Here is a 19280-nt window from a genome sequence, read left to right as displayed (position 1 = left end):
GTCAGCGCCGCGGCCGCGGCGTCCCTTCCGCAACCGGCAGTACTTCGTGCCCGGGCGGAATCTCATAGCGCTTGCTCAACGCCGTGATGTCGGGGGCAACATTGCGCCCATCATTGCGAGCACCAGCGTTTTCGAGGCAGGCGGCCGGATCGTTGTCGAAAAATACCCATTCAACGATCGCGTCCGGAAACCGGTCCTCGATAACGCTGAGAGCTGCCTTTCGGATCTCAGCGTCACAGAAATTGACGTCTGCGATGGCCAGCCAATTGACAGCATGCTGCGGCAGCTCGTCGAGCGACGCGATATCGTCGATGATGACGGCGCCCTGGCCAGCGTAGGTCTTCAGCAAGGTCGACTTGCCGGATCCCGGCAGGCCGGCGACGAGCGTGATCTTCATGGGGCCGGGGCCGCCTCCCTGGCCTGGGCATAGCCGAACTCGACCAGGCGATCATAGACGGCGTCGAAGGAAATGTATTTGAAGGCGTATCGGGTCGAATTTCCGTAATGGCCATCGTCGGAGAAATGGCCGCCTGTGACGATGTCCTCCTTGATCGCGAGGTACTCGCTCAACCGGATGTCGGCACCTTCCAGGGCGGCCAGCAGCCCGTAGAGCGCCTCAGGCTCACCTTCCGGGCTGACGGGCTGAAGAGCTGACGATCCCCAGCAATTGCCACCTTCGGTTCCGCCCGTGATCCATGAGGCCCAGAAGGTGTCGGCAGGCAAGCCGGGTGGCCGCCTCATGTCGGTCCAGTCCTTGTCCGGGCAGTCCGGATCCGGTTTGTCGTTGGACAGCCGGCGAACGCGGTCGATGAAGTCGTCATAGTTGATCATGGAAATGGTCCGCAGAAGAACAGGCCAGGCAGCCTGGGGGGCGAATGTCAGAAGCCGAGCGAGCTCGTGTTGTCCTCGACATCTGGGTCGGCGTCGGCCTCGGCCTTGCGTTCGAGATACGCATCGAGCTGCTCGGTGACACCGAGGTCCCCGCAGCATCGCCGCAGGCGGCCATCGTCGAGCCCTGACAGATCACTGTCGAGGGGTAGCCCTGCAAAGCGCTGGCCTCGAGGCGCGTTCTTCGAACGCTCCGCAATGTAGAGCCAGTCGGCGATGGCGCGTTCGGGCGTCGCGCGGGGGTAGCGGGCCGAGCTGTCGAGCCGATCGGTCTCGTCGCCTGCCTCCGTCAACGCGCTGGTCATGCCGTAGAACCGAAACCCGATTCCACCGAGATCAGACGAGCGCGTTGCCGCCTCGCTGCTGGCGACGCGCTTGAGGGTTTCGCCGATCGCTGTCGGAACGATGGCCACGACGACCCTTGAGGGGTTGTTGAGGATGCCCTTCTCGCCCAGCACGGTGTGGAGGCTGACGATCGCGCCCGGGTGCATCAGCTGGGCCGCCTCATTGGGATGGGGCTGAGGCCTGGCGGACATGTTCATGTAGAGATTGCGCCTGACCTTGATCAGGTCGCCGGTCGCGACGAGATCGTTGATCAGGCGATAGGCCGCGCGCGCAGGCTCCCCGGTCGGCATAAAGCCGGGCCCGCCGCACCGGGCGATGGTCGATGCCATTGCCGGCAGATCGAGGAACGCGATTGCACCCTCTCCCGAAAGGGCTTCGAGTACCTCTCGCTTCCAGAGAAACGTGCTCAAGGTGAGGCTCCTGCCGCAAGATCGCGGGCTTCCCGGAGCCACTTCTCAACGTGCTCCTGCACCCGAAGGCGCATCTCATCCCAGACTTCCTCGGTCAACTGTTCGACGGCAGCGGCGGGCAGGTAGGGCGTCAGCTGAACCTTCGCCAGATCGTAATCCAGCAGTTCGAGCTTGGGCCAGAGCTCTGCGAGCGCGCGATCGAGACCTTCAGCACCGAGACCTGCGAGGAGAGGGGCAGGGGTTTCGACGCGCATCATGATCAGGACATTGAGATCCCAAAGATCGCGAGCCGCGGTGCGATTGGGCGCCAGCAGGGCCTGAACCTTCGATGCCGCCATCGTGGCCGGGGCATAGACTTCGACCATCGTTCCGCCGCCATCCATGCGGTCCATGGTCCGTAGCGGCATTGATCGCAGCAGCTCAGGCGAAGGGAGCCCACGCCGGGAGATCTCGACCGTGAGATGGATCTCGCTCTGGCCGCCGGCGACGCGTCCTCCAATCTTGAAGCGCTGAACGGTTTCAGTCTGCTTGGGCATCGAAAACTCGATGGCGTCGACCAGGCCTGTGCCGCGCAACTCATCCACTGCAGCGGCCATGGCCTGTCGCAGCGCAGCCTGGGGCAATGACGGCCCCGCCTGCAGGTCGACATCCTTGGTCAGCCGCTGACTGCCGTATCCCGAACGCATCGCCATGCCGCCCTTCAGTGCAAGCTGACGCGAGACAGATGATCGGAACAGGCACGAGATCAGCCGCGTCTGGAGGGCCTCTCTCACCACGATATCGGCTGGGAGGCCCATCTGACGGGCAAGGCGTGCCAGTCGCTCGGCAGCGGGAAGAGCGGTGGGGGCATCGACAGGGAGCTTGCGCATCTCACCCTCCGAGGAAACTGCCAATTCCGTCAGTTTCGACGGAGGGCCAGCGTCTCCTCACAAGGATGCGGGGCGGCGTTGAAAGTCAGAAGCTCCCGGCCAGGCTGACCAGCTCGGCATCAGTATCCGGCCTCAGCCGCGGCGTCCGGTCGAGATCGTCATGGATGGCGAGGAAAGCCTTCGAGACCTTCTTGATCAGGGTACTCACCTTGGCGTCCTGACCGACCGTATCGAGAAACCGGATGATGGCGTCGATCATGGGCGCCGGTTCATATTCGTCGGTCGTCCACTTCTCACCAAGCCGACGGATGTCGATCCACGCTTCCAGGGCCGGCAGGGGCAAGCTGGCGAAGTCCCCATCGAGACGCATAATGTCGAAGAGGACGGAGTTGATGGCAGCGTTGGTCTGGTCGAAATAGCCATAGGCTGGATCGAAGTTGACGATCTCAAGCCCACGCAACGTTTCAGGGAATGCTCCCCTGACTCCGGCCTTGCGCAGATAGGCGCGGGCCTGCTCGATCTGATCGAACCGGAACGATACTGCACCACGATCCGAGTAAATCATCCTGGGCCCGGCCTGAAACTCGATTTGCCCCGAGATCCCGGTCAATGTCACATCAAGGATCGGTGCATTGACGCGCTTATAGAGTTCGCCACCGACCATCAAAAATCGGTTCGCTGCGTCCTGCCGTGCGATCTCGCGCCAGGCAGGCTCGTCATCGACCACCCAGGCCTTGATCCCGTTCGCGCGCGCGAATTCGTCGGCGAGCATGTTAAGCGGCCGCAGGCCGCTATCCACGGGCCCCGCACAGTATACCTTCGCGCCATGCGGGAACGACCAGTGATGAATGATCGTGGTCTCCACCGCTCCCGTTTCGCCTGTGGCAGGAAGCTCGACCTTCTTCCACAGCTTGCCGTCGTGCCCATCCAGGCGGATGTCCAAAAACCGCTGTGTGGCCTGATAATAGGCCTGATTGTCATACCGAAGATGCAGCGCTCCCGGCGCTTCGAGAGCGGGCACTTCACGGATATCGATCACGAGGTCACGCGACATCACCTTGGCGTTGGCGGTCCGCATCTTCGGCAGGATGAATTTGCCGGTGAAGTCGTAATTCACCTTGATCTGCGCGCTCATACGAACCTCGGTAATGACGCCGACCCTCCGAGGAAACTGCCAGTTATGGCACTTTTCTCGGAGGGTCGTTCTGTTCCGCCCGGTCGATACTGATCCAACATCAAGGATCGACCGGGCAGTCCGTCTGAATTTGCAGAATGGCCCACTATGCGGAAAGGAAGAAGGCGGCAATCGCATGGAATCGGTGTAGACTTTTGCGATTGTCCAAGGATTCGTACATGCCGATCCAGCGCACCTTCGCCATTATCAAGCCCGATGCCACCCGCCGGCATCTGACCGGGGCCATCGTTCAGCTTGCCGAGCAGGCGGGTCTATCGCCTATCGCGTTGAAGCGCATTCGGCTCACCAATGCGGCGGCAGAGGCCATTTATCAGGAGCACGCCGGACAGCCATGGTTCGGCGAGCAGATCGATTACATGACCTCAGGACCCGTTGTCGCTGTGGTCTTCGAGGGAGACGAGGCGGTTTCCCGCTGGCGCGCGCTGATGGGCCCGACCGACCGCACCAAGGCGCCCGAGGGCACGATCCGCAACCTCTATGCCCTGTCCTATCGCGAAAACAGCGTGCACGGCTCTGACAGCCCCGAAGCGGCCGCGCGTGAAATCGGACTGATCTTCGCCGGCATCGAAATCGTCTGAACGCCCTTCGAGGTCGTGGAAAGCCTATGAACGACGCTATCGCCCTCCTTACCGATCCTGCCGGCCAGTGGCCGTGGCTGTGGGTCATCCTGATCGTTTTTGTGGCCGTCTCCGCATCGATCCTGATCATCGTGTCCATGCGGCACGCCATCAACTCGATGGCACGCGAGGCCGCGAGCGCGCTGACCAAGCTCGACCGTTCCAGCTCTGGGTCGCCTGCTCGTGAGGTGCCGTCCTTCGTCACTGTCGGCGAGGGCGGGAACATCTGGAAGCAGGGAGCATGCCTCGTTCGCCTCGTTCGTCGTCTGAATGGCCAGGATCGCGCCGAGGCTCTCAATGCGGCTTCGGAAGCACTGGACGACCTGGTCGGGCGACTGGCCGATCTCGACATCATCGAGAGCGACGTGCAGAGCAAGATCAGCGCTCATCAGGCGGATGCCGGCGAGTGGTTTGCCATGATCGAGGCAAACGTCACCATCCTGAACAGTGATCTGCAGCCTCGTATTGCGGAGACATCTCTCTCGGCCGGCTTCCGTGAAGAGCGAAACGGCAAGCGCGAAGAGGTCACGGTTGAAGATGCCCACGACCGCGCGTGCCGGATTGCTTTCGACGATGCGACGAACAACATGCGCTCAGTCGTGACGCGTCTGCGCGAAACCGGCGATCAGAACTATGACGATCTGGCGCTGGTCGACATCCGCATGGAGTCGGTCGCCGGTCGCACCAGCGAGGAGATCCGCAAGCGCGCGACCCTCGCCTGGCGTACGAAGGTCGCCTAGAGGGCCGCGATCCGCTCCAGCGAGGCCTCGTCGTCGTGGTCCAGTCGCGACACGAGATCGATGACCCGACGATAGAGGCTCGCGAGCGCTTTCAGGGCGTCCCGTCGCTCACTGAAGCCGTCGTGATGGAGCTCGAACAGACCAGCGGGCTGAACCTCCGGCATCGACAGTACCGCACTGACAGCCGCGTCGAACGAAGCACGGTCCTGTTCGGACCAGCCGATAGGCGCGTTCGATGCAGCCAGTCGCATGGCCCCCATGGCGGCACCCGAGATGGCATCGACCTGACCGTACTGAGCGCCGGAGAAGTAGCGCATGCCCTGATCGACGATGGATGCGGCAAGGATCGGCATTGGATCGAACGCGGGCGGGTCGACGTGAAAGACGAGCTCCTCTCCATGTCGCCGAACCATGTCCACCGGCCGGCCTGGCTGGAGGGCGTCGAGAAGCCATTGGAGGTGCCCGGGATCCGTCGCCACCCAGAGCGCCTGTGACCAGTCGTCATAATCCGGGATGAAGGCGACGCAACTCGCTTCCTCGATATCCCCCCGACCCATGTCCTCGTTGTAGAGAACCCATCCTGGGGGAGGGGCCTCGATATGCAGATGGCCGTCGATCAGCAGCAACTGCTCGGCTCTTGCCTGGGCGACAGCGAGGGCACGAGGAAGATCATCGTGATTGTAAGGCGTCCTGAAGCCGCAGGTCTGCCTTGAGGTATAGATCAACGCGCTGTTGTACCCCCTGATCGAGTTGCGTTCACGGCCGCCCCCGAATGGATAGTCGGCATGATCGCCATAGTAGGCGGACTCCAGTGAGGGCTTGCCGTACACGGGCTTTGCGTCGCCGCCGATCGCGACAGGCCCTCCCTCGGCGTCCAGCAGGCTACGATAGAGGCGCCCCTCATGCTCGCGCCAGGCGAAGGTCTGAAGCCTGCCTCGAACAAGGGCCGGATTGGGCCTGCGCATCTCCGCGACAAGCTTGGTCTCGTTGCCGCCCACGACGCGAACCTCGAAGGGATGCTCTTCGAAGAACCGCTGCCGCGAGGTTGTTCGCTCGCGCGGCCTGACGCCCGTGATGTCATGTGCAACGCGCAACCAGATTATCGTCGAGGTCACAGCCTGCCTCCCGGCGTCAGATAGGCGAGATCGGCGTCCTGATCGGGCCGAGGCGCCGGAGCGTTGGCGGCAAGGCTCGCCTCGATGCCGATATCCCAGGCCGCCTCCGGCCGCGGCCAGGTCCGATCGTCGATGTTGTCGCGAAACATGCGATAGCCCAACACCGCGCGCTCCAGATCCTCCTGACCGGGCACCAGTGATCCGAGCATCATGCCGTAGCCGGCCAGGACAAGCGGCGGCAGGGATTTCATCGCTACATCGCGCATCTTCCAGCCCATGACGGTCATGAAAGCTGACAATGGTGACAGCGGCGCCTGACCGACGCCGCGATCAAAGTCGAGGCTGAGGGTCTCGCAGAGCGCATCGCCACCGGTCACGACCGCCGGGCCGCGATCTTGGCCTGTCGCTTCTCTGAAGAGATCCTGGGCTTGAGCTGCCAGCGCTTCAGCAAACGCATGAGCCTCTTCGACCTGGTCGATGCGGAACGCTGCGTGGGCGCCGGAGCCATAGTCGCGACCGGTGATGCCGGGCACGATCTCGACCTGGAGGGGGCCGGCCAGTGGGCTTACCCCGACATGCAGGACTGGCTCCGCAGCCGGAATCATCAGCTTGCCGTCGACCACAGCAAGGGTGCTTGCGAAGACCTGGGCCTGCGATTGCGCTTCAGGGCGTTGCCGGCGGTCGACATCGACGATGGCACGCCCGGAATAGGCTTGTGCTCCAGGCACGAGCTGGTCGTGATCATAGACCTGATCGAGGAACAGAGCCTCCGCACGCAACCGATAGATAAGGGCTCGGACCTGCTGGTGGTCGGCTGCGCCACCACTCATGAAATGCGTGTGCGCCGCCTTGAGAACCTCAGGACCGCCTGACTGTCCGCCGAAGTCGATGGCTTCCCTCATCAGGGCCCCATCGACAATGCGCCACAGGATCGAGGATCCGCGACGGTTCATTTCGAATGCAATGGGCGCCTGATGGGCGTCGACACGGCGGATCGAGACCGGAAGCTGATCGCGAACGATGGCCCGCACGGGATGCGAGTTGCGCTTCTCGCGCAAAGACGCCTGATAGAGATAGGGGAGCCAATCTGGAGCGTTCATCATCCGGCCTCTTGCGCCGGATTTTGTACCCCATGCCCTCGAAACTCACGAGGAAAGGGCAGTGGCTCAGCCCGCCTGCAGATCCATCTGCTCGAACATGGTCGCCATCAGCCCCGGGATCAGGACGAGCGCCTTGCCAAGGACAGCCCCACAGACTTGCTCATCCTCGGCCGCTCGCGGCAGCAGCAAGGCGGGATTGATGGCGCCTGGCCTGCCCAGATACGCGATCACCCCCGGATAGAGTTTGCGAGCTCGCCGCAGGGATGAACTTGCATCCTTCAGCAACAGACTGTCGACGATCGGCGCGAGCCAGGCTTCCTCGACCGGGGAGATGACGCCGCGGCAACTGGCGAAACTGGTCGCAGCGCGGATGCCTGCGACAGAGCCGGTCGCCGCCGCACTGGCCCACCAGAGCCTGCTGATGCTTCCAGCCAACGAAACCGTAATGTCACCGATCCGCGGAGCGACTGCTGCCATCGTTTCGGCGACGCGATGCTGTCGCCCCATGCCGAAGTCCAGCAACGCTGAGGCTGCAAACATCTCAGGACGCTGCCAGCCGGAACCTGCTTGCCCGGACATTCGCCGCGCCGCTGCCGCGGCGCGCATGGCTTTCGCGAGATCCGGCTGCATGAGGGCGCCGACGGCCTCGATACGCATGCTGTTCGGATCAGCACGGCGCGCATGATCGAGCATCGTCCTCGCGCGATCGCTGAAGCCGATGGCGAGCGCCGTATCGATGAATTCATCGCTGCGCTGTCGCGCGGCCGGATTGGCTGTATCATCCATGGGCCGGTCATAGAGCAGACCCGTTAAGGAATGATTGCGCGATCGTCGTGCGAGCGAAGGTCAATCCTTCAGCTATCATTCCCTCATGGCTATCGATTCGAAAATTCAATCCTATGGAATGGTTGCGGTCGATCTGTTCTCCGGCTGCGGCGGCATGTCTGCAGGCTTCAAGGCAGCCGGCTACAGCCTCAGTGCGGCGGTCGATGCAGAGTTGTCGAAGCCATCGGCCAAACCGGGATCGACAGGCTGCAATGCCACCTACACACGCAATATCGGAACGCAGCCTCGCCTGGCTGATATTGCGACCCTCGACCCGCTTGTCATTGCCGAAAGCCTTCCTTCCGGGCGGTGCGACGTTCTGCTGGCCTGCCCGCCATGCACCGACTACACGAGGACCAAGCCCAGCAATCACCTCGTCGACGGGTCGCGAAACGGGCTGACCGGCCGAGTGGCCGATTTCGCCGCCGTCCTCGCACCGCGCCACATCTTCATGGAAAACGCGCGCGAGTTCCTGAATGGCCGCTTCTCGTATCATGCGCGCGACCTGTTCTCCTCTCTGGAGCGCCTGGGCTATCGCATCGAAGCACATGTCCATGTCCTTTCGCGCTTTGGTCTGCCTCAAGCACGGGAAAGGGCTCTGGTTGTCGCGACAAAGAGTGCGAGGCCCCTTTCGCTCGACCAGTTGTGGGATGGTTTGCGTCTCTCAGCTTCCCCGAGCGTACGCACGGCCCTGTCGAGGATCCCGAAAGCCCCCGACCCGGACGCAAAGGCCCCAGGGATTGGCGAGGCTCTCTCCGCCCGGCTGTCGGCCATTCCAGCTGACGGCGGGTCCTGGGCTGCCCTTTGCGCCTCGGAGGATAGCCGTCGCCATCTGACGCCTTCGATGCAGCGGCGCTTCTCATCAGGCGAGATGGGATCTCATCCCGACGCCTACGGCCGAATGGCCTGGGATCGGCCGGCGCCGACCATCAAGCGCGAATGCGCCCACCCTGGCAACGGTCGCTATGTCCACCCGATCGAGAACAGGATCATGACGATCCGGGAGATGGCCACGCTGCAGGGGTTCCCAACCACCTGGCAGTTCGAAGGCTCGGTAACCGGGCGATACCGACAAATCGGTGATGCGGTGCCGCCGATGATCTCCTGGCAACTCGCACTGCTGGCACGCTGGATGGATGAGGGCACGCGACCTGCGGCCAATGACATCGCCATGCCAGGCACATGCCTGAGGCCCGAAGACCTGATCGCGGCCTGACTTTCACTGAGGGCCCGCGTTGCGTTTGCGGGCCCTCAGGTCACGCGGCTTCCTTCAGGGGCTCGTTCTGGGCGGGCCGGCGGCGCAGTTCATGCAGCAGCTCGCGGTTGATCGCTTCCAGATCCTTCAGCCGGTCCTGCATCTCGACGATCGTCCGGTTTCCGGTGTTCTGGAGCAAGAAAACCATCAGGAAGGTGCAGATGGTCGTGCTGGTGTTGATGACCAGCTGCCAGGTATCGGAGTAACCGAAGAACGGGCCCGACAGCGCCCAGGCCACAACCATGAAACTGGCCAGCGCAAACGCATACGGGCTGCCGAGATTGGCCGAGATCCACTCGGACAGGGCCTCGAAACGGTTGGTGATGTAGATCCTCATGGGGCTCTCCACTGCGATCAGGCCGCCTCCGGCCGCGCAGGAGAGCTGCTCTTCAGCAGACTGCGCGAGCCTTGGGCGGCTTGGTCTTTCGACTGTCGCTCGACATCGGGTTGGTGCTTTCAGTGCTTGACCAGCTGATTTGCGCCGGCAGAGCCCGGATAGCTCGGGCCTTCGATTGAAACAAGGGGTTCAGCGAGGGGTCGGGGAGGTATCCATTTCGCTGACCAGAAAGTCCTGGCCGAGATGGATGACGCGGTCAAAAAGCGGGCCGTCGATCATGGGAGGGCGCGGCTCCTCGGAGGTGCGCTCGCGGCGCAATCCAGCGCAGATCCTGACGATATCGTGCGGGGTCACATCGCGAGCCCGCTCGCCGTTGAACAAGATCGCCACCGGGATCGGCTCATCCCCAAAATGCCTGAGGATGAAGTCTGTGCGGTGCCGGCCTTCATGACTGCGAACCCGCAGGTCATCATCAGCCAGATTGAGAGCAAGAAAGCCCATCGACGCGATTTGTCCCGCGGCCAGCATCTCGGCGAGGGCATCAGCGTCGGGATTGGGCGAGCGCCTTTCGGATTCCAGAGAAGGGCAAAGGCTGAGGAAGACACTCGGGCGCATCATGACGACCAGACCATAGTGGTCGATCTTGGCTACGTCCGGTACGGCACCCAGCCCAGAGACCTGGTCGTAGACGCGGCCGCCATGGCTGAAGCGCTTCAGCGTCTCGGGCGCCAAGTCCGGCTCATTCAATGCGATGGTCTGGCTCACGACGGGCACCCGCAGCATTCTCCTGCCGCAGTGATCAGCGATCGTGACGCAAGCCAGAAGCCTTCAGGCTGCGATCTCGAACGAGCCGACACATCCGATCGGAACCCTGACCGTGGTCGGGCGCATTTCGACGACGGGGATATCCCCTTTGGCGTAACCCTCACGAATGATCTCGATCAGTACGCCGGTCTCCGTGCCAGCGGCCGCGCAGCGCACATGGCGTCTTCCAGCGGGGTCTTCCCAGGCGACAGCAATCGCCGCCATGTCGATGAAACGTTTTGCCTGCGCCATGGCGCTCTCCGCGAATCGAGAACCTATCCCGTCGCCCATCACACCTTGTGCGATGACTGGATCAAGAGAGGCCGAATCGGCGCTTCTGGATATCCACCACCAATCCTTTCAGTGTTGCTAGAAGAACACTTAATCCGTTGATTTATTCGTGCTTCGCATCTCTGATCAGCCCTATCAAACCAACCTTGGGCGACCCGATTCCATGCGCGACACACAAGTGACCAGCTATCGCTATGTCGATCTCGGCGGCACTCTTTTCTGGGAAATTTCGTCAAGCCGTGACGTCCAAGGGCGGACACATATCTGCGACATGAACCAGGAGTTCGGCCTGGCTTACGACAGGGAGAACGGTGCCGTCCTCAAGCACGGTTCCGGCGACCGTGTGCGGTCCTGGGTCGAGGCGAGCCGCTCAAAGCTGATGAAAGGCGGCGAGCTCGGCATCGAGATGGCCAACAGCCTCGAGGCGGCCTACTTCCCTGCGACGCCCGAGACCATCGAGATCATCAACCGGTCCGTCATCGGGTTCACACCAGACATTGGCGCTGTCCTGCGCGCGATTGCCGAGGCAGTGTCGACGCTGCCGCCAGACCACATTGCGTCGATCCCGCGGTGATCACGGCGCGGGCGCGCTGTACGCATCGCTCGCGTGATCGAAGCGCCCCCGTTCGAACCGCGCGCCGTTGACGAGGCGAGATCCATCGCGTTCGAAACGAACGTCGGTTCCCTCGGGAAGATCCAGATTTGGATCAGACAGGACAAAGGCGGCGAGCTCGGCGCGCTCCGGTGCCGTCGCCTGGAACCCCGGTGCAGCCATGCGCATCGCCACAAAGCACCGAAGCAATCCGGGATCGAACATGGATCTGCCGATCCGACCCTCTCGTTCGGCCATCTCGCATAGGACACGCCCTTCGGGCGCCCCAAGCTTGTAGACGCGCTTTCGCGAAAGGGCGTCATGGATGTCGGCGATCTGAACGATGCGGGCAGCGAAGGGAATGTCCTCACCCTTCAGCTTCTCGTAGCCTTTCCCGTCATAGCGTTCGTGATGATAGCGGGCGACGTCCACGAAGACCTGAGGCAGGTCCGCAATCTGCCCAAGCATGCTGGCGCCGCCGGCAGCATGCCCATTCATCGCCAGACGCTCCGCAGGCGTGAAGTCGCCGGCCTTGTTCAGGATGGCCAGGTCGATCTCTGTCTTCCCGACATCGTGGACCAGAGCCGCAGCGCCAATCTGGCGGACATCCTCTTCATCCAGATTGTAGGCCTTTGCGAGGTCCATGGCACTGCGAGCGACCCGGCGCTGATGCCCATCAAGATCGTTGTCCTCGTGCGAGGCGCTGACGGCTGCAACCTTCTCATCGAACGCCTTCAGCGTAGCGAGCCAGGGCTGCGTGACGTCAACGAGCTCAGACAGTGAGGGCAATTCCGGCATGATCGATCCTTCCGTTTCGATCATCCCAACTCCACCGGCATAGAACAAGGATCAAACGATCCAACCTTGCATGCCTGACAGATTCATAGGATCGTTTTCGGCAGCACTTTTCGGGAGCGAATTGTTGACCCCTCCGTCGCACGCCCAGCAATTGGACAGCAAGGCTTACGGGGAGCACTCCGGGGTCTCTCTCGGCGGGCTCAATTTCTCGGACCTCTACATCCGCCTCGACCAGCGAGCGCCATCCAGCTACCGCATCGGGCCCAACGCCCAGGGACATTCGGGCGTCGCCAAAGTTCCCGGACAGTTCGAGCCTCACATCGATTCTGTCAGGACGCAGATCGAGCGGACCACCTCCAATGTCGGAACCCTGACACTCGACGAGATGAGGCTGCGCTTCGTCAAACTCGCTGTGATCGACGAGCAGCAGTGGGCAGCGATCCGCCGGATCCCGATTTCACCCCCGCTTCTGACCGAGCTCGGGCTCGACACAGAGACGATCCGTCTCTTCAGATCGTGGGGGAATCGGCGCGGCCTCATCGCGATCGGCGGGGCGACAGGCGCGGGAAAGACGACAACCACCGTTGCGGCGATGATGGACTATCTCGCGTCCAAGAACGCCGTCGGCTTCGCGATCGAGGATCCAGCCGAGTATCTCCTGCTCGGAAGGGTCGGCACCGGCGGCCTCTGTCTGCAGATGGAGGTGAAGGAAGAGGACGACTGGCGCCTTCGCGTCATGGACGCCCTGCGATCTCGCCCCCGCTATATCCTGTTGGGCGAGATCCGTTCGCCCGAAGCGGCCAACCAGGCGCTTATCGCGTCGCAGAGTGGGCATCTCGTTTTGACGACGGCCCATGGTGGCTCGGTCGACGAGACGATCGGTACCATTCTAGGCCTTGCCGAGGTCAAGCTGGGAGAGGCGGCGGCCCGTCGGCTTCTGGCGACCAATCTCGTGGCGGTCGTTCACCAGAAGATGGGCCGTTATGGCCCCGATCTGGATATCGTCCAGCCAACACCGGGAGCGACGCGGTCCTCCGACCAGGTGCGATCGGCCATCAACGAAGGCCGCATCGATCAGCTGCGCAACCACGTCAAGACCTACAACGCCCGCCGAGCGTGAGCGCAGCGGCGCGTCAGGCTGCGGTCATCCTCTCCTCCGACGCGTCCGCACGGATCGCAACGGGCAGAGTTGAGATTGCGCCCTGTGCTGAAGACCCTTCTCCCGCCAGCTCCCCAAGGTCGCGCAGGGCCATCACGTCGGTGTGGACGCTCGCCATGACGCGCTTCATCCACTCTTCGAACTGAGCCCGCTCTCGACGCAGCGTTGCGAGCTCGTCGTTGATCCGGTCATTCTCCGCAGTCAGCTCGATCAGGCGCTGCTCCTGAGCGCCATAACTGGCGGCAACCTCCATCTCGAAGATCCGCCGGCGCTCGACGAAGCCCTCATGCTGCTGCCGAAGCGCGGCCTCGTGGGCGGACGACATCTCCTCCAGCGAGGACTTGTAGCGATCAATGACCGCGGCGTGCTCTTCGGACAGGCGCGCGGTGTCCTGGGCATACTGGCTGACGAGCTGAGCCCGGTCTTTCAGAGCCAGAGCCTTGATGTCGTCCACGATGGAGCGCAGACGCCCCGTCTCTTCGTCGAATGTCGCGCGCATCGCGACCCGCTCGCTCTCGAAGCCAGTCGTCAGCGCCAGCCTCTCGACGTCGAACGAGCGGGTCAGGGCCTGCCTCTCGGCTTCGAACGTCGCTGTGAGGCGAGCCTTCTCGTCGACGAGCATCGCGGCAGCTGCCTGACGCACCTCCTGGGCCCGCAGCTCGGCCGCTTCGACCTGCTCGGTCAACCGATCGCGCTCGTGAATGTGCTCTGCGCGAACGCGTTCCCGGTCCGCCTTGTTGCTGTTCACGAGGGCCGCGATTTCCTGGCCATAGGCTGCCTTGAGCCTTCCGACCTCGTCCTGATGTTGGGCCAGCAGGCGCTCTCGCACGGTCTCGACATGAGACGCACTGTCCAACTGGTTCTGGTTGAGCTCCCGGCGGATGTCCGCCGTCTCCTGACGGGATTCCGTCAGAAGCCGGGTCAGCTCCCCGATGCGGTCGTCCTTGGCAGCAATTGCATCGTGCAGCTGACCGAGCGAATGCGAGAGCGCTTTGCGGCTTCGCTCGGAATCCAGATTGATCAGAGCGTCCGCGACGGCCTGTGCCTGGGACAGCAGCGACCTGTATTCGCCGGGGTTGGTCATGACGGTCATCTCAGGCTCCCGCCATCATGCGGACGTCACGGCGTCCGGGCAAAAGGTTGGTGAACTCGGCCAGGCCGGCGGCGAGCTCGATTTCGCTCTCTGTGGTCATGGGATGCTGGGGCACCACCCTGAAGCTCGGAGCCTGGACACGGCGTGGAAGCTCGATGATCCCAGTATCCGCGAGCGGCTGGGGCGATACCGGCGGCTCGCTCCGGACCGGCTCGGCGAGGGGCCTGGCAAGATGCGCGATCTCTGCGGCGCTCGTCTCGACGACGGACGCCGCGCCCCCCGGCTCCAGCTGAGCCTGGGTTTCGGTCGCGACGCCGTACTTCACCCGCGCACGTGCGATCTCTTCGAAGGCTCCAATTCGGCTTCCGCCCTCTCCGACGATGCCCATCCCTCGTCCAAACGAGCGCATCATGACGTCGGTGGCGGCGAGCAGCCTCTTCTGCTCATCCACGACCTGAGCTTTCGCGATCTCGGCACTTCTGGCTGTGGCGAGAGCTGCGCTGCGCTCGGCATCACTTCGGGCAATCGCCGCCTTGAGCTGGTCGATTTCAGCACGCAGTTCACGGTTCTCCTGAGCCAGGACAGCGTTTTCGGCGTCCCGCAGTGCCAGGCCATCCTTGATCTTGTCGAGGGACTGACGCGTCAGAGCGGAGAAGCCGCTCGTCAGGCGCTCGACGCTCTGGAGAAACTCGGGAACTGGACCCGGCTGGTCCGACTGAGACAGGACACTCACGATACGATCACCGATTCGACGACGAACAAAGGATTAGGGAATGAGACCATGGCAAAGGTCGTGGTCAAGCTGCAGCCGCCTCCTGGGCCTCCTCTGCCCACTGTTTCCAGAGCGCGCTGTCTCCGAGCTTGGCGAGGAAGGCCTGATGACGAGCAGCTTCGGTCGCGCTGGCCGCGATTGCGTCGCGCCTGGGAAACCACGTCTGCCTGGCCTGGTTCGGGATGACGCTGGCGACGACTTCCGCCGGGGCCTCATCGCGCGTCAGGCGCAGCTGATCGAGATTGAGCAGCTTGATGTAGACCGGGATGAGGAGTTTGGCGTCGAGGAGGGCGCCGTGAAGCGTCCGGTTGGATCGATCGATGCCGAAACGGTCCAACAAGGCATCGAGACTGTTCGGACTACTCGGGAAACGCCGTTTCGCGATGATCAACGTGTCGACGTAGGTTTTCCAGGGCGGCTTGATGCCGACCTTCGCGAACTCCGCCGTCAAGAACTTGATGTCGAACCCTGCATTGTGGGCAACCACGGTCGCGCCGTCGAGAAAATCCGCGATTTCGCGAGCAACGGCCGCGAAAACTGGCTTGTCGCGCAGAAACTCCTCGCTCAGCCCGTGAACCTTGAAGGCGTCCTCGGGCATATCGCGCTGCGGGTTGATGTACTTGTGCAGGACGTTTCCGGTCTCAACCGTGTCGATGACCTCGACACCGCCAAACTCGACCACTCGGTCGGCCGGCGGGGTGAAACCCGTGGTCTCGGTGTCGAAGAAAATCAGGCGGTCGGTCATCTGCCAGGTCCAATCATGGATTGATGATCGAGTCCTAACATCACTCCTTGCCGGCCAAAATCGTCAGTCTGCGTTATCCCCGAATGATGCCTGCGTCGCCTGCCGCACGACGACGGTCGTGGAAGGCGACCTGGAGCATCGCTTCTCGACCGACATGGAGCACACGAGGCGATCGTCCTTCCAGACGATCTTGTTGCAGCCATCGAGGACGGCCTTGACGGCGTTGTCCAGGTCGGGATCCGTCACATCGGTCGGCCAGAGATCAGCCTCACCGTCCAATCTGAACGTGATTTCGACATGCAGCGGGATCAAGGCCGGTGTTCGACCGCGCATCGCCGCGCCTGCCATCATGGCAATGTGCTGTTCGTGAGCCTTGGTCTCGTCAGGCGTGTGCGAGGTGTACTTGATCTCGTCCAGCAATTTGGAAAAGACCTCCAGCCTGCCTTTCGAGCGCGCGAAGGCCGCCAGGATCTCGCGCTTCGACAGGTGCGTCCGGGCTCGATGCTTTGTGCGGGGATCGCCCTGGATGACGAACCTGACCTCGGCGAAGGGCGCGGCTGTCTCGCCGTTGACCTTGTGCCGACCTCCCTTGTGCGCCCGTCGCACTCCTCCCAGCATCGCCGCGATGCGCTTTGGAAGGGCTGTCCCAGCCTGAGGCTTTCTGCGGGCTGAGGCAGGCTCGTCATCACCCTTGGGGACCAGGCCCAGCCTGCGCGCCTCCTCGAGGCTCATCCGGGCTGTCATGAGCGTTTCCAGAAGGCCCAGCGCTGCCCAGCGCCATCATCGACGGCTCTCCGCGCGGTTTCGTCGGCAGCCACCCTGACAGCCAGTAGCGGCCCGACAGGGCAGTCACTCGACGCATAGTCTGCAGCGGCCTGCGCGAGCCGAACCTGGAAGCGGTGACGGGTCGGAAACTCGCCGGCGATGCGAAGGCGAGCCCTGTTCGTCGCATAGTCGATCAAAGCCTGCGTGCATCGACCGGGGATGGGCCGGTCGATGACGCTTGCCACAATGACGGTGCCGTGGTCGCCGTCGACCGCACGTCCCGAAAGATTGGTGTGCGGCCAAACGATTGCGACCACGATCAGGTCGGCAATCGCCAGCCCCATGAACAGGGCAATTCCTTTGTAGGATAATGGCCGTCTTTCTCGTCCCATGCCGACAGCGTCAGCTGCAGGATCGAAACCGACAACCGGCTTTGATCTGCTGCTCATCTGCGATGGAAGCCCTTGCGCCCATAGGAGCTGCCCCGGGACTGGAATTTCGGCCCTCCACGGGACGACGGATCGACCAGGGGATCGAAATGCCTTGTCAGGTCGAGCCCGGACTCTGGCAGGAAGCATGAGGGATCTGTCCGGCGGCCGCTGCGCATGGTCGGCGACGACACCCACAGGGACTGACGGGCTCGTGTGAAGGCCACATGAGCCAGCCGCCTCTCTTCCTCCATGCCTCCGCCTGAAGGCCCCTTCCATCGATCGCCGGCTTTGCCGCGGTCACCCTCGCGCAACGCCCGCGGGCTCGGGATGACGCCGCCGTCGAAGGCCGGACACAGGACATGATCCCATTCGAGCCCTTTGGACGAGTGCATCGTCGAGATCGTCACCGATCCCTTGGTGCGCTTTTCCTCCGAGATCTCGCCGCTCAAGGCGATACGCTCCAGAAAGGCCACGATGTCTGGCTCCTCTCGGGCGATACGCGCGATCGCGGCCACGTTTTCGACCCGGCGCTTGGCCTTTCGATCATTGCCGCGAGCGGCATAGGCGCCATATCCGGCGCCATCTGTGGCGCATGTCATCGCCACGAGCTCTTCCGACTCGGCGTCCTGCTGGCTCAAGGCCCGATGAATGCGGTCGAGAAACGCCCCGAGAGCCAGAAGCGCCTTGTCAGCCCCAGGCGCCAGTCTGGCCGCTGGATCGCCTGCATGGCGGATGCAGGCCTCATAGAAAGGCATCTGCGCCTTCAAGGCTCGATCAACGATCGCATGCTCAGCGACCGGACCCAGCCCCCGGACGGGACGATTGACGATGCGGCTGAACGCGAGGTCATCGTGAGGATTTGCCGCAAGCCGCAGGTAGGCGGCGATATCACGTGTTTCTTCGCGATCCGTGATGCTGGCACCGCCCGTCAGTTCGTAAGGGATCGCGGCACGCAGGAAGAGCTCCTCGATGGCCGGAATGACGAATGACGACCTGACGAGAACAGCGATATCGTCATAGCCGGCGCCGCTGGCGACCAGTTGCTTGATCTGCCCGACGACGGCCGAAGCCTCTTCTCGTTCACCTCCGTTGATGGCGACACCGACCTCCTGACCTTCACGATCGGACCGCAAATTCTTCTCCTGCTTGCGCCGGTTCCAATTCACCAGCGTGACTGCAGGCTTGAGGATCTGGCTCGTGCAGCGACGGTTCAGGGTCAGGTTGAAGTGGCGCGCCTCGGGCCCGCCGAGATGGGCCATCGCTTCGGGGTATCCACCCTGGAACGAAAAGATGCTCTGGTCGGCATCTCCGACCACGAACATGTCCGCACCGCGAGACGCCAGCAGGGCAGCAAACCGGACTTGCACCTGGTTTGCATCCTGGGCCTCGTCGACAAGCAGATGACGAATTGAGCCGGCCTCGATCGCCAGCACATCCTCATTTTGCTCCAGGAGAACGGTCGCCTTCAAAACGAGGTCGCCGAAATCGAGTAAACCGCGGCGTTCGAGCTCGTGCTGATAGGCAACGTAGATCGCCGCGAAGCGCTCATCTTCATCCGACCGCCGTGGGCGGCCTCGCTCCTCGATGTCCTCGATCGTGAGCCCCCAGCATTTCCACCGGCGGATTGCGGTCGGAGCGGCCGTAGCCAGATGATTGATCCGCTCGGCCCGACCCTCGGCGTTCTCCGGAACCAGGGTCTCGATGCAAGTCCGGAAGATGCGATCTGAATCATCGTCGTCAGCGATGACGAAGTTGTTCTGGATCCCGGCCGCGGCTGCGTTCCGCCGCAGGATGCGGGCAGCCAGCGAGTGGAACGTGCCCATCACGAGCCGACCGGCGGAAGCCTTTCCGAGCCGGTCGGCCAGCCGGCTGCGGACTTCCTTGGCTGCCTTGTTGGTGTAGGTCACGACCCAGACGTCCTGGGGATCGATGCTCCTGGCGGTCACCAGATGGCCGATACGCTCGACGAGGGTGCGCGTCTTTCCCGTCCCGGCCCCCGCAACCACAACGACGCGTGACGCTGTCGCTTCAGCCGCGGCCAGCTGCTCATCCGACAGGGCCGCAACGATGCCATGAGCGACGGGCCCACCGGCCGGCACAGAAAACAGATCAAGCATACGCCACCGATTCGATA

The 19280-nt window shown here is 62.9% G+C and carries 23 protein-coding genes; 5 read left to right on the top strand and 18 right to left on the bottom strand.

What is annotated here, in order from left to right; all coding sequences use genetic code 11:
• Position 1: 1 nt before the first annotated feature.
• From BSY19_RS02945 to BSY19_RS02925, 5 genes are all read right to left on the bottom strand, one after another.
• A complete protein-coding gene (locus BSY19_RS02945; protein ID WP_069052802.1) occupies positions 2–397 on the bottom strand; it encodes an ATP-binding protein in 396 nt (131 codons plus the stop codon).
• A complete protein-coding gene (locus BSY19_RS02940) occupies positions 394–831 on the bottom strand; it encodes a hypothetical protein (RefSeq protein ID WP_069052801.1) in 438 nt (145 codons plus the stop codon). The genes BSY19_RS02945 and BSY19_RS02940 overlap by 4 nt, the downstream gene beginning before the upstream one ends.
• A gap of 47 nt (positions 832–878) precedes the next feature.
• Positions 879–1685 carry a hypothetical protein gene (locus tag BSY19_RS02935; protein ID WP_150129450.1) on the bottom strand — a complete coding sequence of 269 codons (807 nt, stop codon included), beginning with the start codon at positions 1683–1685 and terminating at the stop codon, positions 879–881.
• Positions 1640–2512, bottom strand: a complete 873-nt coding sequence (locus tag BSY19_RS02930; RefSeq protein WP_069052799.1) for a nucleotidyl transferase AbiEii/AbiGii toxin family protein — start codon at positions 2510–2512, stop codon at positions 1640–1642. The genes BSY19_RS02935 and BSY19_RS02930 overlap by 46 nt, the downstream gene beginning before the upstream one ends.
• Positions 2513–2597: 85 nt before the next feature.
• A complete protein-coding gene (locus BSY19_RS02925) occupies positions 2598–3647 on the bottom strand; it encodes a hypothetical protein (RefSeq protein WP_069052798.1) in 1050 nt (349 codons plus the stop codon).
• 218 nt (positions 3648–3865) lie between these two features.
• Between BSY19_RS02925 and ndk the strand changes: the two genes are divergently transcribed.
• Together ndk and BSY19_RS02915 are read left to right on the top strand one after the other, a co-directional pair.
• Positions 3866–4285 (top strand): nucleoside-diphosphate kinase, encoded by a 420-nt coding sequence (gene ndk, locus BSY19_RS02920; protein WP_069052797.1) that lies wholly within the window; start codon positions 3866–3868, stop codon positions 4283–4285.
• Positions 4286–4311: 26 nt separating this feature from the next.
• Positions 4312–5064 carry a hypothetical protein gene (locus BSY19_RS02915; RefSeq protein WP_069052796.1) on the top strand — a complete coding sequence of 251 codons (753 nt, stop codon included), beginning with the start codon at positions 4312–4314 and terminating at the stop codon, positions 5062–5064.
• On the opposite strand, the gene BSY19_RS02910 is transcribed toward BSY19_RS02915, so the two are convergent.
• The 3 genes from BSY19_RS02910 to BSY19_RS02900 form a co-directional block, all read right to left on the bottom strand.
• Positions 5061–6179: a hypothetical protein gene (locus BSY19_RS02910; protein ID WP_069052795.1), complete on the bottom strand. Its 1119-nt coding sequence runs from the start codon at positions 6177–6179 to the stop codon at positions 5061–5063. The genes BSY19_RS02915 and BSY19_RS02910 overlap by 4 nt on opposite strands.
• Entirely contained in the window at positions 6176–7282 is a 1107-nt protein-coding gene (locus BSY19_RS02905) for a hypothetical protein (protein ID WP_069052794.1), read from the bottom strand. The genes BSY19_RS02910 and BSY19_RS02905 overlap by 4 nt, the downstream gene beginning before the upstream one ends.
• Before the next feature lie 63 nt (positions 7283–7345).
• Positions 7346–8065 (bottom strand): hypothetical protein, encoded by a 720-nt coding sequence (locus BSY19_RS02900; RefSeq protein WP_069052793.1) that lies wholly within the window; start codon positions 8063–8065, stop codon positions 7346–7348.
• 85 nt (positions 8066–8150) lie between these two features.
• Here BSY19_RS02900 and BSY19_RS26885 point away from each other — a divergent pair, with 85 nt between their 5' ends.
• Positions 8151–9320 (top strand): DNA cytosine methyltransferase, encoded by a 1170-nt coding sequence (locus BSY19_RS26885; RefSeq protein WP_236840346.1) that lies wholly within the window; start codon positions 8151–8153, stop codon positions 9318–9320.
• A 40-nt stretch (positions 9321–9360) separates the two neighbouring features.
• On the opposite strand, the gene BSY19_RS02890 is transcribed toward BSY19_RS26885, so the two are convergent.
• From BSY19_RS02890 to BSY19_RS02880, 3 genes are all read right to left on the bottom strand, one after another.
• Positions 9361–9696, bottom strand: coding sequence for a low affinity iron permease family protein (locus BSY19_RS02890; RefSeq protein ID WP_069052791.1), 336 nt, complete (start codon positions 9694–9696; stop codon positions 9361–9363).
• A 189-nt stretch (positions 9697–9885) separates the two neighbouring features.
• Positions 9886–10461, bottom strand: coding sequence for a hypothetical protein (locus tag BSY19_RS02885; protein ID WP_150129448.1), 576 nt, complete (start codon positions 10459–10461; stop codon positions 9886–9888).
• 63 nt (positions 10462–10524) lie between these two features.
• Positions 10525–10752, bottom strand: a complete 228-nt coding sequence (locus BSY19_RS02880; RefSeq protein WP_150129447.1) for a hypothetical protein — start codon at positions 10750–10752, stop codon at positions 10525–10527.
• A gap of 202 nt (positions 10753–10954) precedes the next feature.
• Between BSY19_RS02880 and BSY19_RS02875 the strand changes: the two genes are divergently transcribed.
• The gene (locus BSY19_RS02875; RefSeq protein WP_210184373.1) at positions 10955–11365 is read left to right on the top strand and encodes a hypothetical protein; all 411 of its coding nucleotides are present in this window, start codon (positions 10955–10957) and stop codon (positions 11363–11365) included.
• Here the strand turns inward: BSY19_RS02875 and BSY19_RS02870 are convergent, their stop codons facing one another.
• The gene (locus BSY19_RS02870; RefSeq protein WP_069052787.1) at positions 11366–12205 is read right to left on the bottom strand and encodes an HD-GYP domain-containing protein; all 840 of its coding nucleotides are present in this window, start codon (positions 12203–12205) and stop codon (positions 11366–11368) included.
• A gap of 361 nt (positions 12206–12566) precedes the next feature.
• Here BSY19_RS02870 and BSY19_RS02865 point away from each other — a divergent pair, with 361 nt between their 5' ends.
• On the top strand, positions 12567–13301 hold the full coding sequence (locus BSY19_RS02865; protein ID WP_210184372.1) for an ATPase, T2SS/T4P/T4SS family: 735 nt from the start codon (positions 12567–12569) through the stop codon (positions 13299–13301).
• A 13-nt stretch (positions 13302–13314) separates the two neighbouring features.
• On the opposite strand, the gene BSY19_RS02860 is transcribed toward BSY19_RS02865, so the two are convergent.
• The 6 genes from BSY19_RS02860 to BSY19_RS27390 form a co-directional block, all read right to left on the bottom strand.
• Positions 13315–14433, bottom strand: a complete 1119-nt coding sequence (locus BSY19_RS02860; RefSeq protein ID WP_069052785.1) for a hypothetical protein — start codon at positions 14431–14433, stop codon at positions 13315–13317.
• A 1-nt stretch (position 14434) separates the two neighbouring features.
• Entirely contained in the window at positions 14435–15166 is a 732-nt protein-coding gene (locus tag BSY19_RS02855; RefSeq protein WP_069052784.1) for a hypothetical protein, read from the bottom strand.
• Positions 15167–15230: 64 nt separating this feature from the next.
• Positions 15231–15950 (bottom strand): DNA polymerase III subunit epsilon, encoded by a 720-nt coding sequence (gene dnaQ / locus BSY19_RS02850; RefSeq protein WP_069052783.1) that lies wholly within the window; start codon positions 15948–15950, stop codon positions 15231–15233.
• Between the two features lie 63 nt (positions 15951–16013).
• A complete protein-coding gene (locus BSY19_RS02845) occupies positions 16014–16682 on the bottom strand; it encodes a RusA family crossover junction endodeoxyribonuclease (protein ID WP_171905071.1) in 669 nt (222 codons plus the stop codon).
• Positions 16683–16690: 8 nt separating this feature from the next.
• Positions 16691–17059, bottom strand: coding sequence for a hypothetical protein (locus BSY19_RS02840; RefSeq protein ID WP_069052781.1), 369 nt, complete (start codon positions 17057–17059; stop codon positions 16691–16693).
• 101 nt (positions 17060–17160) lie between these two features.
• On the bottom strand, positions 17161–19263 hold the full coding sequence (locus tag BSY19_RS27390) for an ATP-dependent helicase (RefSeq protein WP_069052780.1): 2103 nt from the start codon (positions 19261–19263) through the stop codon (positions 17161–17163).
• Between the last annotated feature and the right edge of the window lie 17 nt (positions 19264–19280).

The organism is Bosea sp. RAC05, assembly GCF_001713455.1.
Taxonomy (GTDB): Bacteria; Pseudomonadota; Alphaproteobacteria; order Rhizobiales; family Beijerinckiaceae; genus Allobosea.
The sequence above is the reverse complement of the archived record's forward strand: the minus strand, read 5'-3'. Positions and strand labels throughout refer to the sequence as shown.